At 68.4% G+C, this 15371-nt stretch carries 14 protein-coding genes and 1 other RNA gene; 7 read left to right on the top strand and 8 right to left on the bottom strand.

Annotated features, from left to right (window positions below):
- Nucleotides 1-32: 32 nt before the first annotated feature.
- Both ACHAA3_RS14035 and ACHAA3_RS14030 read right to left on the bottom strand, forming a co-directional pair.
- On the bottom strand, nucleotides 33-2948 hold the full coding sequence (locus tag ACHAA3_RS14035; protein ID WP_435709656.1) for a bifunctional [glutamine synthetase] adenylyltransferase/[glutamine synthetase]-adenylyl-L-tyrosine phosphorylase: 2916 nt from the start codon (nucleotides 2946-2948) through the stop codon (nucleotides 33-35).
- Nucleotides 2949-2993: 45 nt separating this feature from the next.
- Nucleotides 2994-4331, bottom strand: coding sequence for a glutamine synthetase family protein (locus tag ACHAA3_RS14030; protein WP_435709655.1), 1338 nt, complete (start codon nucleotides 4329-4331; stop codon nucleotides 2994-2996).
- Nucleotides 4332-4472: 141 nt separating this feature from the next.
- Between ACHAA3_RS14030 and ACHAA3_RS14025 the strand changes: the two genes are divergently transcribed.
- Nucleotides 4473-6224, top strand: coding sequence for an NAD+ synthase (locus ACHAA3_RS14025; RefSeq protein WP_435709654.1), 1752 nt, complete (start codon nucleotides 4473-4475; stop codon nucleotides 6222-6224).
- Between the two features lie 119 nt (nucleotides 6225-6343).
- Nucleotides 6344-7600 carry a DUF222 domain-containing protein gene (locus tag ACHAA3_RS14020; protein ID WP_435709653.1) on the top strand — a complete coding sequence of 419 codons (1257 nt, stop codon included), beginning with the start codon at nucleotides 6344-6346 and terminating at the stop codon, nucleotides 7598-7600.
- A gap of 81 nt (nucleotides 7601-7681) precedes the next feature.
- Here ACHAA3_RS14020 and ACHAA3_RS14015 read toward each other — a convergent pair whose 3' ends face one another.
- Both ACHAA3_RS14015 and ACHAA3_RS14010 read right to left on the bottom strand, forming a co-directional pair.
- Nucleotides 7682-8161, bottom strand: coding sequence for a GNAT family N-acetyltransferase (locus tag ACHAA3_RS14015; protein WP_435709652.1), 480 nt, complete (start codon nucleotides 8159-8161; stop codon nucleotides 7682-7684).
- A gap of 28 nt (nucleotides 8162-8189) precedes the next feature.
- Entirely contained in the window at nucleotides 8190-8762 is a 573-nt protein-coding gene (locus ACHAA3_RS14010; RefSeq protein ID WP_435709651.1) for a helix-turn-helix domain-containing protein, read from the bottom strand.
- Nucleotides 8763-8808: 46 nt separating this feature from the next.
- Between ACHAA3_RS14010 and ACHAA3_RS14005 the strand changes: the two genes are divergently transcribed.
- Together ACHAA3_RS14005 and panB are read left to right on the top strand one after the other, a co-directional pair.
- Entirely contained in the window at nucleotides 8809-9666 is an 858-nt protein-coding gene (locus ACHAA3_RS14005; protein WP_435709650.1) for a class I SAM-dependent methyltransferase, read from the top strand.
- 106 nt (nucleotides 9667-9772) lie between these two features.
- Nucleotides 9773-10639 carry a 3-methyl-2-oxobutanoate hydroxymethyltransferase gene (gene panB / locus ACHAA3_RS14000; protein ID WP_435709649.1) on the top strand — a complete coding sequence of 289 codons (867 nt, stop codon included), beginning with the start codon at nucleotides 9773-9775 and terminating at the stop codon, nucleotides 10637-10639.
- 23 nt (nucleotides 10640-10662) lie between these two features.
- Here the strand turns inward: panB and ACHAA3_RS13995 are convergent, their stop codons facing one another.
- Entirely contained in the window at nucleotides 10663-10977 is a 315-nt protein-coding gene (locus ACHAA3_RS13995) for a hypothetical protein (RefSeq protein WP_435709648.1), read from the bottom strand.
- The gene (locus ACHAA3_RS13990) at nucleotides 10974-11174 is read right to left on the bottom strand and encodes a hypothetical protein (protein WP_435709647.1); all 201 of its coding nucleotides are present in this window, start codon (nucleotides 11172-11174) and stop codon (nucleotides 10974-10976) included. The genes ACHAA3_RS13995 and ACHAA3_RS13990 overlap by 4 nt, the downstream gene beginning before the upstream one ends.
- 60 nt (nucleotides 11175-11234) lie before the next feature.
- Here ACHAA3_RS13990 and map point away from each other — a divergent pair, with 60 nt between their 5' ends.
- Entirely contained in the window at nucleotides 11235-12101 is an 867-nt protein-coding gene (gene map / locus ACHAA3_RS13985) for a type I methionyl aminopeptidase (protein WP_435709646.1), read from the top strand.
- A gap of 29 nt (nucleotides 12102-12130) precedes the next feature.
- On the opposite strand, the gene ACHAA3_RS13980 is transcribed toward map, so the two are convergent.
- Together ACHAA3_RS13980 and rnpB are read right to left on the bottom strand one after the other, a co-directional pair.
- Nucleotides 12131-12967, bottom strand: a complete 837-nt coding sequence (locus ACHAA3_RS13980; protein ID WP_435709645.1) for an aldo/keto reductase — start codon at nucleotides 12965-12967, stop codon at nucleotides 12131-12133.
- Nucleotides 12968-13008: 41 nt separating this feature from the next.
- An RNA gene (rnpB, locus tag ACHAA3_RS13975) (RNase P RNA component class A) lies at nucleotides 13009-13405 on the bottom strand.
- A 72-nt stretch (nucleotides 13406-13477) separates the two neighbouring features.
- On the opposite strand from rnpB, the gene ACHAA3_RS13970 reads away from it, so the two are divergent.
- Both ACHAA3_RS13970 and ACHAA3_RS13965 read left to right on the top strand, forming a co-directional pair.
- Nucleotides 13478-14536 (top strand): SLC13 family permease, encoded by a 1059-nt coding sequence (locus ACHAA3_RS13970; protein ID WP_435709644.1) that lies wholly within the window; start codon nucleotides 13478-13480, stop codon nucleotides 14534-14536.
- A 62-nt stretch (nucleotides 14537-14598) separates the two neighbouring features.
- A complete protein-coding gene (locus ACHAA3_RS13965) occupies nucleotides 14599-15363 on the top strand; it encodes a YaaA family protein (RefSeq protein WP_435709643.1) in 765 nt (254 codons plus the stop codon).
- Nucleotides 15364-15371: the final 8 nt, after the last annotated feature.

Genomic DNA, 15371 nt, shown 5'->3' with positions numbered 1-15371 from the left:
GCCAGCCACGTCACGCGAACGACTTCATCGCTCTAGGCGTAGAAGGTCTGCTCGACGACGCGCCGCGCCTGCCGCGTGATCCGCAGGTAGTCGTCGACCAGCTCCTCGGAGCCGTCGGCCCCGTAGCCGAGCAGGTGCGCGACGCCGGCTCGCTCCGCGGCGTCCTCGACCATCGACTCGGCGGGCTTGGCCCGCATCAGGACGACCGCGTTGCGGATTCGACTGACCATGCGCCACGCCGCCTCCAGGGAGTCGGCGTCGTCGGTGGCCATCAGATCCGCATCGACCGCGCCGCGCAGCGCAGCGATCGTGCCGGTGGTGCGCATGTCGGGCACGGCGTACGCGTGCTGCATCTGCAGCAGCTGCACGGTCCACTCGACATCGGCCAGCCCGCCTCGACCCAGCTTCAGGTGGGTGTTCGGGTTGGCGCCCCGTGGCAGTCGCTCGGCGTCGACCCGCGCCTTGATGCGCCGGATCTCGCGCACTTCCGGGGCGGTCGCTCCACCATCGGGCCAGCGCAGCGGATTGATCAGATCGGTGAATCGCTCGCACAGGGCAGAGTCGCCGATCGTGGCGCGTGCCCGCAGGAGCGCCTGCGCCTCCCACACCGCCGACCACTTGTCGTAGTAGGAACGGTACGACTCGAAGGAGCGCACCAAGGATCCGTTCTTCCCCTCGGGCCGCAGTTCTGCGTCGAGCTCCAGCGGCGGGTCGTCGCCCGCCGCGGCCAGGGTCTTGCGCATGTTCTGGGCCACGGCGAGCGCTGCGGCAGCGGCCTTCTCAGGCTCTGCTCCCTCGAGCGGATCGTGCACGAACATGACATCGGCGTCCGAGCCGTAGGCGGCCTCGTACCCGCCGAGACGGCCCATCAGGATGACCGCCATCCGCGTCGGCATCGGTCCCCGGTCGGCTTCGACCGCAGTGATCGACGCGGCCAGAGCACCGCGCAGGGTCGCGGTGCCGATGTCGGTCAGCGCGGTGCCCACCTCGAGGATGTCGAGGCGCCCCTGCACGTCGGCGATGCCGACCCGCGACAGCTCGCGGCGACGGATGCGCCGCACCGTGCGGATCGCAGCGGCTCCGTCGGACTGACGGGACACCGCCAGGTCTACCTCGGTGAAGAGCCGCTCGCGGTCACGCGGCACCAGCTCGGCGTCGTCGCCGAGCAGCGCCACGGAGTCTGGTGCGCGCAGGATCAGGTCGGTGACCCAGCGGCTCGACGACAGGACGTGAGCCAGCTGCTCAGCGCTCTCTCCCTCGTCGCGCAGCTTGCGCAGATACCAGTGGGACTCCCCCAGCTCTTCGGAGATGCGCCGGAACGCCAGCAGTCCGGCGTCGGGGTCGGTGGACTCGGCGAACCACGCCAGCATGGCGGGCAGCAACGACCTCTGGATCGAGGCACGTCTGGACACCCCGGTGGTCAGCGACTGGATGTGGGTCAGCGCGCCGCGCGGGTCGCTGAAACCCAGGGCGGTCAGTCGCTGCTCGGCTGCCGCCGGGGTGAGTCGCAGCTGATCGCTGGGCAACGAGGACACCGCTTCGAGCAACGGCTGGTAGAACAGCTTCTCGTGCAGCCGCCGCACGACGCGGCGGTGACCCTGCCAGTCCTTGACCAGGAACTCGGCAGGTTTGGTCCGAAATCCCATGCTGCGACCGATGCGACGCAGGTCCTCGTCGTCCTCGGGCACCAGGTGGGTGCGGCGCAGTCGGTGCAGCTGGATGCGGTGCTCGAGCGTGCGCAGGAACTCGTACGCCTCGGCGAGCGCCGCACCGTCACGACGACCCACGTACCCGCCGTCGATCAGTGCCTCCAGAGCCACCATCGTGGTCGGGCTGCGCAGGCCCTCGTCGACCCGGCCGTGCACCAGCTGCAGCAGCTGGACCGCGAACTCCACGTCCCGCAGGCCGCCGGCACCGAGCTTCAGCTCGCGATCGCGGTGGTGCGCCGGGATGTTCTCGATCACGCGCCGCCGCATCGCGCGGACCTCGGGCACGAAGTTGTCGCGTTGGCTCGAGGTCCAGATCTGCGGCGACAGCGCCGCGAGGTACTCCTCGGCCAGCTCTTCGTCACCGGCGGCGAACCGGGCCTTCAACAGGGCCTGGAACTCCCACGTGCTGGCCCAGCGCTCGTAATAGGCCAGGTGGCTGGCGAGCGACCGCACCAAGGGGCCGTCGCGCCCTTCCGGACGCAGGTTGGGATCGACCTCCCAGATGGTGCCCTCGCCCGTGTGCTGGCCGCACAGACGGATCACCGCCGATGCGAGACGCGTGGCGACCGTCGTGGCGCGATGGTCACTGGCGTCGTCGCTGGCTCCCTCGGGAGTGGCGTGCACGAAGATGACGTCGACGTCGGACACGTAGTTCAGCTCGCGCCCGCCGGTCTTTCCCATCGCCATGATGGTCAGACGGCAGGCGTCGGGATCGGACTCGTCGGCGCGCGCGATGTCCAGCGCGGCACCGAGTGTCGCCACGGCAAGGTCGGACAGCTCGGCCGACGACTGCTCGAAGGTGGTCAGTGCGGTGAGGTCACGGGCGGCCACCTGCAGCAGGGTGCGGTGATACGCGATCCGCAGCGAGTCCGCATCGGTGGCGCGGCCCATCTGTTCACGCATCTGCTGCACCGACAGCGGCGAGCGCGACAGCTCGTGCGCGGCGAGGTCCTCGATGATCTCCGGACGTCGTCCCAGCAGCTCGCCCAACGCCTGGCTGGTGCCGAGCACGATCAGCAGGCGCTGACGCAGCTCGTCATCGGCGAGCAGCTCGTGCAACCGGTCGGTGCCGATCTGCTCGACGATGTGCGCCAGGGCGCTCAGCGCCCCGTCGGGATCGGCGACCGACGACACCTGCTCGATCAGGGCCGCATCTGCGTCGATCTGCTCGATCAGGCGAGTGGCGGCGGCCACATCACGAAAGCCCCGTCGAGCGATGTCGGAGATGTCGGAAGGCACGTGGGCAGAGTACCGATCACTGCAGGCACACCAGCGGGTGAGGCCTCAGACCATGGGCATGAGTCGGTCGATCTCGAACTGCGTGACCTGCGATCGGTAGTCCTGCCACTCCGAGCGCTTGTTGCGCAGGAAGAAGTCGAACACGTGCTCGCCGAGGGTCTCGGCGACCAGCTCGCTGTTCTCCATCGTGCGGATCGCCTCGTCGAGATTGCGCGGCAGCGGAGCGATCCCCATGGCGCGGCGCTCGTACTCGTTGAGCGACCACACGTCGTCCTCGGCCTCCGGGGGGAGCTCGTACTTCTCCTGGATGCCCTTCATGCCGGCGGCCAGCACCAGGGCGAACGCCAGGTACGGGTTGCAGGCGGCGTCGATCGCGCGGTTCTCGATGCGTGCCGAGTTGCCCTTGTGCGGCTTGTACATCGGCACCCGCACCAGCGCCGAGCGGTTGTTGTGTCCCCAGCAGACGTAGTTGGGAGCCTCGCCGCCCCACGCCAAGCGCTTGTAGGAGTTGACCCACTGGTTGGTGACTGCGGTGATCTCGGGGGTGTGCTGCAGGACGCCGGCGACGAAGGCGCGACCCGTGGCGGACAGCTGGTACTGCGCGCCGGCCTCGAAGAAGGCGTTCTCGTCACCCTCGAACAACGACACGTGCGTGTGCATGCCCGATCCGGGGTGCTCGGTGAACGGCTTGGGCATGAACGAGGCCCACTTGCCCTGGGCCAGCGCGACCTCGCGCACGATGGTGCGGAACGTCATGATGTTGTCCGCCGTCGACAACGCGTCGGCGTAGCGCAGGTCGATCTCCTGCTGACCCGGGCCGCCCTCGTGGTGGCTGAACTCCACCGAGATCCCCATGTTCTCGAGCATCGTGATGACCTCACGACGGAAGTCCTGCCCGCCGCCCTGTGCCGTGTGGTCGAAGTAGCCGCTGTCGTCGACCGGGACCGGCCGATCGCCGGGGGCGGGCTTGCCCTTGAACAGGTAGAACTCGATCTCAGGATGCGTGTAGAAGGTGAACCCTGCGTCCTTGGCCTTGCTGAGGGTGCGCTTGAGCACGTAGCGCGGATCGGCGTAGGACGGCGTTCCGTCGGGCATCGTGATGTCGCAGAACATGCGGGCCGTGGCCGGCTGCTCGCCGCGCCACGGCAGGATCTGGAACGTCGAGGCGTCGGGCATCGCGAGCATGTCGGACTCGTGCACGCGTGCGAACCCCTCGATCGCCGATCCGTCGAATCCGATGCCCTCGGCGAAGGCTCCCTCGAGCTCGGCCGGGGCGATCGCCACCGACTTCAACGAGCCCAGCACGTCGGTGAACCACAACCGCACGAATCGGACATCGCGCTCCTCGAGTGCCCGCAGCACAAAGTCTTCCTGCTTTCCCATGCGGGCAGTCTCCCACGCGTGGTGTTTCAGACATGTCACCGAGCCGAGACGGTTCTGGCATTCCTCGTCGCGGGCTGGTGTTCGACGCCGGGTCCTGATTGGCGTTGCACGGCTGACGTCGCCGATCGCTAGGCTCGTCGCGTGCCCCAGCTGCGTCTCGCTCTTGCCCAGGTCAACACCACGGTCGGCGATCTCGCCGGGAATGCCGACGTGGTGGTCGAGTACTGCCGCCGGGCGGCGGCCGACGACGTCCACCTGGTCGTGTTCCCCGAGATGGTGCTGACCGGGTACCCCATCGAGGACCTCGCGATGCGCGCGTCGTTCATCGCGGCGTCGCGGGCCGGAATGGGCGATCTCGCGCGACGCCTGGACGACGAGGGGTGTGGCGACCTGGTGGCCGTGGTCGGGTTCCTCGACCAGGCCGAGGACATCACCGACGCGCCCGGTATCCCCAAGAACGCGCCCCAGAACGCGGTGGCGGTGATCCATGGGGGTCGGGTCGTGGCCACGCAGGCCAAGCTGCACCTGTGGAACTACGGCGTCGGCGACGAGATCCGCAACTTCGTGCCCGGCGACACGGTCAACGTGGTGCAGATCGGCGGGATCGACGTCGCTCTGGCCATCTGCGAGGACCTGTGGCGCGAGGGGCCGACCGCTGCCGCCCGGGCCGCCGAGGCGGGCCTGCTGGTGGTGCCCAACGGATCGCCGTACGAGGCCGACAAGGACGATGTTCGCTTCGACCTGTGCCGCGAGCGCGCCCGTGACGGTGACTGCGCGCTGGCCTACGTCAATCTCGTCGGCGGCCAGGACGAGCTGGTCTTCGACGGCGACTCGATCGTGGTCGACGCCGCTGGGCAGCTGCTGGGCCGGTCCGGACAGTTCGAGCCCGAGCTGCTGGTCGTCGATCTCGACCTGCCCGCAGCGACCGAGCGGATGCCCGACCCCGACGAGCGCTTCGAGGGCGTGCGCATCCGGCGCACCGTCGTCTCGAGCGAACCGTTCGTCGCCTACGAGCCGCGTCCGGTCGTCGAGGCTGAGCGGCTGGAACGCCACGAGGAGATCTACACGGCGCTCGTCACCGGCCTGCGTGACTACGTGGCCAAGAACGGGTTCTCGTCGGTGCTGTTCGGGATGTCGGGCGGCATCGACTCCACGCTCGTCGCCCAGATCGCGGTCGACGCGCTCGGCCCGGAGAACGTCTTCGGCGTCTCCAACCCCAGCGCGTGGTCCAGCGAGCACAGCCGGTCCGACGCGGCCGAGCAGGCACGGCGCACGGGGTTGACGCTGCAGACCGTGCCGATCGCGCCGATCTTCGACGCGTACCAGGAGGCCCTGCACCTCGACGGTCTGGCCGAGGAGAACTTGCAGGCCCGGGTGCGCGCCGTCATCTGGATGGGACTGTCCAACCAGCACGGCCACCTGGTGCTGGCGTGCGGCAACAAGTCCGAGCTCGCAACCGGCTACTCGACCATCTACGGCGATGCCGTCGGCGGGTACGCCCCCATCAAGGACGTGCCCAAGACGCTGGTGTGGGAGCTCTCGCGCTGGCGCAACGCGGTCGCGGTCGAGCGGGGCGAAACTCCCCCGATTCCCGAGAACGCGATCGACAAGCCGCCGTCGGCCGAGCTGCGGCCCGGTCAGCTGGACACCGATTCCCTGCCGCCGTACGAGCTGCTCGACGCGGTGCTCGACGCCTACGTGGAGCGTGACCTCGGATCGGCAGCCGTGATCGCCGAGGGGCACGACCCGGCGCTGGTCGAGCGGGTCATCGGCCTGGTCGACCGCGCTGAGTACAAGCGCCGGCAGTACCCGCCGGGACCCAAGGTGTCGCGCCGCAACTTCGGTCGCGATCGCCGTGTTCCCATCACGCATCGGTGGCGCGAGAAGCTCTGAAGACGGAGCTCTGTGGCCAGTGTTGCAGATGGGTCAGACATGGGCTGTGGCTAAAGAATGTACTGGAATATCAGTAAATAACCCTTGCTATCGAACTCCTGTTCGAGTACGTTGGAGGCATGAATCCGGAGCCCACCATCGACGCGATGCGCCAGGCCGCGCACGCGCTGCGTTCTGGTGATGCTCGTGAACGTGCGCGTGCGATCCAGGCCGCGACGGATGCTCTTGACGCGGCCAAGGCCATCGCGCTCGGCGAGCTGGAGATCAGTCGTGATCACGAGCTCGACGGCGCTTCGACTCTGAATGCGTGGGTCCGTAACGAGCTGCGACTCAACGCCGGTCAGGCGACCTCCCTGGTCCGCAACGTGACGGCGTTGGACGAGCTGCCTGGAGTTGCTGAGGCGGCGGTGGCGGGTCGGATCAGTGCCGGCCATGTGCGGGCGTTCGTCTACGGCATCCGCCATGTCGGTCTTGAGAAGATGCGTGAGTTCGAGGACGTGTTCCTCGCGGTAGCGCTCGAAAGCGACCCGGCCGATCTGTTCGAGGCCGTCAAGCACTTGAAGGATGTCGTGCATCCCGAGGATCTTGATGATGCGTGGGAGAAGGGCATGGACAAGGAAGACTTCCAAGTCAACGCCGTTCCCGACGGGTGGCATGTGAACGGGTTCCTGGGCACCACGACCGGGGCGATGTTGAAGAAGGTCATCGAGTCAGTCTCCGCGCCCCGAGATGCAGACGACACCCGCACCGGCGCGCAGCGCCGGGTGCAAGGCCTCCACGACCTGTTGTCCTCGATCCTGGGCAACGGTCTCCCCTCGGACAAGGGCGTCAAGCCCCACATGTCGGTCTTCGTCGACGCCGAGACGCTCCAAGCGGCTGCCGAGCACGTCAAGGACGCGACTGAGAATCCCGGCTTCGTCCCCGAACCGATGCCGCCGGTTGAACCCGCCCGGCTCGCCGGTCACGGCGCGATCGGACCGAACCTGCTGATGTACTTCCTGTGCATCTCCGACTTCACCGCATTCCTCATGAAAGAAGGCGACGGCGACCGCCAGGCGCAGGTCCTCAACGCCGGACGTGACCGGTATCAGCCCAACCAGCTGCAACGCCGCTCCGTCATCGCCCGACAAGAAGGCGTGTGTGCGGCTCCGGGGTGCAAGCACACCCATCTAGAGATCCACCACGTGATCTGGTGGTCTCTCGGCGGCCGCACCGACCTCGACCAGCTCGTCGGGCTGTGCACCCGCTGCCACCACCTCTTGCACCGAGGCCGACTCCACATCACTGGCAACGCCACCGATGGATTCCGCTTCACCAACCGCACCGGCCGACCACTGCGCCGACGACGAAGAACCCGCTTCACCCGAGCCGCCTGACCACCCCAGTCCGGCGGCCCACCGGCACGCCCCCATCCGTTCAGGGACAACACAGGCAGGCTTACCAGCCGCTCTCACCCATCACCCCCAGCGAGCGAAGGGGCGCATCATCTGCAGCTCCCGCCTGTTGCCCTCGCACTTCTCCTGCGCGGTCAGCTGCCAACCCGCTCGTGCGTAGGTCTCGATCGCGCGTTCGTTGTCCGCCAAGACCCAGAGGTCGACCGAGTCGAACTGGCACTCTCGGGCATACGAGGCGACGTGGGCGAGGAGCGCCGATGCCGTCTGACGCCCCCAGGCCGCAGGATCGACGGCCAGGTAGACCAGCTCCAGCTCCGAGCCGTGCGGCACCAGCAGCGCGAAACCCTGAGCAGCGTCTCCGCGGCGGGCCATGTGCAGCGTCGCGCAGGGGCTGCGGAGCCGCTCCTGAATGCCTTCGAGCTTGGCGGCGGGATCGGACGGCACCGTGCAGGAGTCTCGAACGTCAGTGGCCCGAGCCCAGATGCTCGCGGCTTCCACCTGCGCAGCGGGAGTCGTTGCCGGCTCGATCACGACAGGGTCCACCGCGCCAGCCTAGGTCGCTGGACCCCGCTCACCCGTGCAGGTGGTAGCGCTCTCCGTCCGGATCGAGCATGACGATGATCTCGGCGGGACCGCCCTCTGCGCCGAAGGCGTGCGGCACCATCGTGGAGAACTCAGCGGCTTGACCGGTCTCGACACGGATCGTCCGCTCCCCCAGCAGCAGCAGGACCGTCCCGGACAGCACCGTGAACCAGTCGCGTCCCGGGTGGACCGGCAGATCGCCACGGCTGGGTCGGAGCGGCGGCTGGGTCAGGCGGATCTTGGCGACCTTCATGCCGCGCGTGCCCTCGGCACGGGACAGGACCCACGTCGTCATTCCGCGCGCCTCGTCCTGATGGGGGCGGATCACCACGTCCTCGTCGTCTTCGGGCGCCACGAGATGATCGAGCGACGTCCCGAGCGCCCGTGCGATCGCGGTCAGCTGGTCCAGGCCGATGCGGCGGTGCCCGGTCTCCATGCGGCTCAGCGTGGAAGCACTGAACCAGCAGCGCTCGGCCAGCTCGTCGAGCGACCAGCCCCGAGCGATCCGCAAGGCACGGACCCGCTGGCGCACCAAATCTTCAGTCGAATGATCTTGCGTCATACGCAAGATGCTATGCCTCGGGCGCAGATCTTCCTAGACTGGCCCCATGACTCACGACCACAGCGACCACCAAGACCATGGCCACCAGAACCACGATCACCAGGCCCTCTCCGAGATGCTCGACCTCGACGCTGAGATCTTCGCGTCGGCGATGCGCACGGTGTACGCCGACATCGAGAATGCTGCCGATGCCCCCGTTCGCTCGATCCTCGACCTTGGCGCAGGCACGGGAGCCGGCACGTTCGGGCTGCTGCAGCACTTCACCGGCGCTCGCGCCGTCGCGGTCGACTCCTCGGCTGACATGCTCACAGGACTCGAGCAAGAGGCCGAACGTCGCGGCCTGACCGATCGCATCACCACTGCCCGTGCAGATCTCGACGAAGCCCTGCCCGTCCTCGACCCCGTCGACCTGGCGTGGGCCGCAGCCTCCCTGCACCACCTGTCCGATCCGGACCGCACGTTGGGACAGATCACGTCGGCGATCCGCCCCGGCGGGCTGCTGGCTGTCGCCGAGGTCAACGGACTGCCGCGATTCCTCTCGAGCGACACTCCCGGCGGAGCAGCCGAGCTCCGCGCCCACGAGCTGATCGCTGCAGACCGCGCCGTCGACATGCCGATGATGGGCAGTGACTGGGGATCGCGCCTGACACGAGCAGGTCTGGTCGTCGACGTGCACCGCACGATCACCGCCGACCTCGCGTCACCGGTGCCGGCGGCAGTGAACCGCTACGCGGCAGCAGTGCTGACCCGGATCCGGCGTGCCGTCGTCGATCGACTGGACCCCGCCGACCTCCACGCCTTCGACGCACTCCTCGACGAAGGCCCAGACGACGTCAGGCGCCGCGCCGATCTCCACGTCATCAGCTCCGAGCGACTGCTGTGGATCGCTCGACGACCTGCGTGAGCAGCGCTATGAGGTGCTTCACACTTCGGCACGTCGCCCGCTGCATCTGGCAGGCTGGACGCATCCGTGGACCCAGCTTGGGCTGCGAGACGAACAGGAGAATCTCATGGCTGACGCCACCCCGGAGGAGACCGCGCCCTACGGTGCCGGACCATCCGCGTCGAAGTCCGCACGCAAGCGCATTCGCACCCACCATCTGCAGCAGATGAAGGCGGACGGCCAGAAGTGGACGATGCTCACGGCCTATGACCAGTACGCCGCCGCCACCTTCGACGAGGCCGGCGTCGAGGTCCTCCTGGTCGGCGACTCGGCCTCGAACAACGTGTTCGGCAACGCCACGAGCCTGCCGGTCACCGTCGATCAGCTGATCCCCTTGGTGCGTGCCGTGGCCAGCTCGGCGCCGCACTCCCTCGTGCTCGCCGACCTGCCGTTCGGGTCGTACCAGGGTTCGCCCGAACAGGCCTTTGACACCGCTGTCCGCTTCATGAAGGAGGCCAACGCCCACGCCGTCAAGCTCGAGGGCGGTCTGCCGATGGTGCCGCAGGTCAAGCTGCTCACCGATGCCGGCATCCCGGTGTGCGCCCACATTGGTTTCACTCCGCAGGCCGAGCACAACCTCGGCGGCTATCGCGTGCAGGGCCGCGGCGACGGCGCCTCACGCATGGTCGAGGAAGCCCTGGCCCTGCAGGAGGCGGGCGCCTTCGCGGTCGTCATGGAGATGGTCCCCTCCCCCGTGGCCGCTGAGGTCACCGCCGCACTACGCATCCCCACCGTCGGCATCGGCGCGGGCGTCGAGTGTGACGCCCAGGTGCTCGTCTGGCAGGACATGATGGGCCTCAACACCGGCAAGGCGCCACGCTTCGTCAAGCGCTACGCCGACCTGCACGGCGTCATGCTGCAGGCGGCCGAGGCCTACGTCGCCGACGTCAAGGGCGGCACCTTCCCGGCCGCCGAGCACTCGTTCGACTCCTAGGAGCCGGGCCTCACGGACCTGCTCTACAAACCCTCCGGGCCGGGGTTCAAGAAGGTGCTGTCGGAGGTCCAACCCCACCACGAGGCGCCGGCGACGACGATGAGGAACCACAGCACCGCACCGCCCACCGGGACGTAGGGGCACCACGTCGGTCGGCTGATCGCCCACCGACGCACCAGCACGGCCTGCGGCACGAGCAGCGAGGCGATCAGCACCACGGCCCACCACGGGGCATACAGCGCGGTCGAGATGGACAGCCAGAGCACCACGAAGAGCCCGGCCACCCCGATCCACGGCCCCGAGCGACGCAGCCGGATTCGGCGGCGTCGACGACTCACGGGTTCTCGTCGTCCTCGACGTCGTCGTTCCAGGCAGGATCGTTGTCCCACTCCTGGGTTCGCTCGGCCGCGATCTCCAGTGCACGGCCAGCCTCGGCCTTGGAGTCGTAGGGGCCCAGGCGATCAACGGCCCTGCACCCCTTCTCGCCCTCGACGCGATCGTGCTTGGTGCAGTAGTAGAACTTCTGATCAGCCATCGCCCCATTGTGCCTGAACCGGCAGCGTTCGCCGCTGTCCTGCTCACCTAGGCTGGGCCGGTGACTGCCCTGAACACGCCCTCCGTGGCCGCCGGTGCCGTCTCCGCCCGCCGACCCGTGCCCGCGTCGATCGACCAACCCGAGTACGTCGGCCAGATCGCGCCCCTGCCGTATCGCGGACCGCTCGTCCGCCCGCCCGAGATGATCGAGGCCATTCGCCACGCGAGTCGGGTCGCCGCTCAGGCGCTGGAGGCGGTCGGCGAGGCCATCGCGCCGGGCGTCACCACCGACGAGCTCGACGCCATGGCACACGAGTTCCTGATCGCTCGCGACGCCTACCCCTCGACCCTGGGATATCGCGACTTCCCCAAGTCGTTGTGCAGCAGCGTCAACGAGGTCATCTGCCACGGCATCCCCGACGATCGCCCGCTCGTGGACGGCGACATCGTCAACATCGACATCACGGCCTACGTCGGCGAGGTGCACGGCGACACGAACCGCACGTTCGGCGTCGGAACGGTCGACGACGAGTCCCAGCTGCTGATCGAGCGGACCCACGAGGCGACCCTGCGGGCCATCCGTGCCGTGCAGCCCGGCCGTGCCATCAACGTGATCGGCCGTGTCATCGAGACCTACGCCCGCCGCTTCGGGTACGGCGTCGTGCGTGAGTTCACCGGCCACGGGGTCGGCCCGGCGTTCCACGACGGCCTGGTGGTCCCCCACTTCGACGACCCGACGGCCACCACGGTGATGGAGCCCGGCATGACCTTCACGATCGAGCCGATGCTGACGATCGGCGGCGGCACCAATTGGTACCAGTGGGACGACGGGTGGACCGCCGTCACGAGCGACCATGCGCGTACTGCTCAGTTCGAGCACACGATCCTGGTCACCCGCGACGGCGCAGAGATCCTGACCCTGCCCTGAGGCCGGGGCCGGGTCCTACCTGAGGTCGATCACGGGATCATGTTGAACTCATCGGGGTTCGGCCCGGTGCGCATCCCCTTGTCGAGTGCGGAGATGACGGCCATCTGGCCGTCGTCGAGCTCGAAGTCGAACAGCGCGAAGTTCTCCTCGATGCGGGACCGCGTGACCGACTTCGGGAAGACGATGTCGCCGCGCTGGATGTGCCAGCGCAGTGCGACCTGGGCCGGGGAGCGGTCGACCTCGCTGGCGACGCCGCCCAGCGCCGGGTCGTCCAGGACGGCGCCCTGCGCGATCGGGGACCACGCCTCGACGGCGATGCCGAGCTCGCGGCACACCTCACGCAGCTCGTCCTGGGCGAGGTACGGGTGCACCTCGATCTGGTTGACCGCGGGCACGATGTCGGTCTCGTCGATCAGGCGGTGCAGGTGGTTGGACTGGAAGTTCGAGACGCCGATCGCGCGGGCACGGCCGTCACGGTAGGCCTCCTCGAGCGCCTTCCAGGTCTCGACGAAGTCGATGTCGATGCCGGGCATCGGCCAGTGGATGAGGAACAGGTCGACGTGATCGGTGCCGAGCGACTCGAGCGTGCCATCGATCGCGATGAGCGCGTCGTCGTGGGCGTGGAAGCCGTTGTTGAGCTTGCTGGTGACGAAGATGTCGTCGCGGGCCAGGTCCGAGGCAGCCAGTGCCTCTCCCACACCGGCCTCGTTCTGGTACATCTGCGCGGTGTCGATGTGGCGATAGCCGACCTCGAGCGCCTCCAGCGTCGCGGCCTTCGTGTCCTCCGGCGGGATCTGGAACACGCCAAAGCCGAGCTGGGGGATCTTGGAACCGTTGTTCAGGTCAATCGTGGGAACAGAAGTCATGCATCGAATCTAGCGCGCCCGGCCACAGGCCACCGATGGTGCGAATGAGCCGACCTGTAAGCCGGATTCTGTCCCGCCGACCCATTGCTGGGAGGCGAGGGCGACCATCCATCTGGGGCGCCCATTGCTGGACACCTCGGTGCGACCTACCCGCTGACATCAGACGAGCAGCCCGTCAGCGCAAGCACCCGAAGGTGCTCTCTTGGTCTTGCTCCCAGTGGGGTTTACCTAGCCGAACCGGTCGCCCGGCCCGCTGGTGAGCTCTTACCTCACCGTTTCACCCTTACCCGTACCTCCCGAAGGAAGCCGTTGGCGGTCTGATTTCTGTGGCACTGTCCCGCACGTCACCGTGGGTGGCTGTTGGCCACCACCGCGCTCTGTGGAGTCCGGACTTTCCTCGACCGCCCGGAGGCGAGCCGCGGCCGCCCGGCCGGCTCATTCGCGTCCACAGCCTAGCGCGTCGCGGACGCGTGCCTCGATGGGTACGCATCCGCTCGGTAGGTTCGGCGCGTGACCCAGGACGTGACCCAGCTGGCGGAAGTCGTTGCCTTCCTCGTCGCGATCATGGTGCTGGCCACCGCGAGCGCCGACGCAGGCCTCTTCGACGCCCTTGGTGCGCGGGTCGCCGGGCTCAGGCGGGACTCCGGGCGCGCCCTGGCATGGGCCGTCGTCGGATCTGCGGCCGTCACCGTCGTGCTGAGCCTCGACGCCACGGTCGTCCTGCTGACACCCATCCTGATGGTGGCGTCGGCGCACCGTCGCGACCATGCCTACGCGACCGTGCGGCTCGCCAACTCCGGGTCCGTGCTGCTGCCCGTGTCGAACCTGACCAACCTGCTGGTCTTCCCCGCCACGGGCCTGACGTTCTTCGGCTTCGCCTGGGCAATGCTGCCGGTCTGGTTGGTGGCTGTGACGGGCGAGTACGTGGTGCTGCGGCGCCGATATGGCCACGACGTCTCCCACCCACCGACGATCACCGAGGTGCCCTCGGTTCCGCTGTTCCCGGCGGCTGTCCTGATCGTCGTGCTGCTGGCCCTGTCCGGCGGAGCGGCGCCGTGGATCCCCGCCACCGCCGGTGCCGTGCTCGTCGCGGGGTGGAGCGTGTCGCGCGGATGGTCCCGACCGCGGGACCTGGTGATCGCCGCCAACCTTCCGCTGGCCGCGCTGGTCCTGGTGTGGGGCTCGTTCGTGGCCTGGGTCGCGCGCACCGACGTGGGCGCGGGGATCGGTGACCTCCTCCCCCGCGGCACGGGGCTGCTGGCGCTGATCGTCATCGCGCTGCTGGCGATGGTCGCAGCCAACCTCATCAACAACCTGCCGGCCACCCTGCTGCTGCTTCCTGCTGCGACGCTCGCCGGACCTGAGGGGCTCCTCGCACTGCTGATCGGGGTCAACGTCGGCGCCAATCTGACCGTGATCGGGTCCCTGGCCAATCTCCTGTGGCGCCGCACGTCGGCGCGCGAGGTGACCACATTGCGCGAATTCCACCGTCTGGGCCTGTGGACCACACCACCGCTGGTCGTGATCACCACGGCGACCTTGTGGGCGTGGACCAGCCTCATCTGGTGAGCACTCTCTCCGTCGAGCACTCATCCGTCGAGCACTCATCCGCTGAGCGATAGGGTCGGCGCGTGCTCGTGCTGCTGCCTCCCTCGGAGGGCAAGACCCGACCCACTGCCGGCGCACCTCTTGATCTGGATCAGCTGAGCTTCCCTCGCCTCACAGCGGTACGCACGCAGCTGCTGCGTTCGCTGATCAAGGTCAGCGGTGGCCACCCGAAGCGGGCTGCCGACATCCTGGGTCTGGGTCCGACCCAGGCCGACTCCCTCGACGTCAACGCCGGACTGGCCGACGAGCCGACCGCTCGCGCCGACGAGGTCTACACCGGCGTGCTGTTCTCCGCCCTCGACCTGCCGTCTCTGGCCCCAGCTGCCCGGGCGCGGGCCGATCAGGGCATCGCGATCGCCAGCGGGCTGTTCGGGCTCCTGCGGCCCTCGGACCTCATTCCGGCCTACCGACTGTCCGGCACCGTCTCCCTGCCTCGGCTGGGGCCGGTCGCGGGCCGGTGGAGGCCGGTGCTGCCCCGGGTGATCGGCGAGACCATCGGCGACGGCCTGATCGTCGATCTGCGATCGGGCACCTACGTCGCGCTCGGCAAGCCACCGGCGACCCACGCGGACCGCACCGCCACGTTGCGCGTGCTGCACGAGCACGGCGGGAAGCGCAAGATCGTCAGCCACTTCAACAAGGCCACGAAGGGCCGCATCGTGCGCGATCTGCTCGAGGCGGACGCCGATCCGCGCAACGTCGACGCGCTGGCCTCGACCCTGCACGACCTCGGCTGGACCGTCGAGCGCCACGACACCGCGCTCGACATCATCGTCACCGAGGTCTAGAGCCCCAC

The organism is Aeromicrobium sp. CF3.5 (assembly GCF_051262695.1).
Taxonomy (GTDB): Bacteria; Actinomycetota; Actinomycetes; order Propionibacteriales; family Nocardioidaceae; genus Aeromicrobium.
This window is presented reverse-complemented; position numbering and strand designations above follow the sequence as displayed.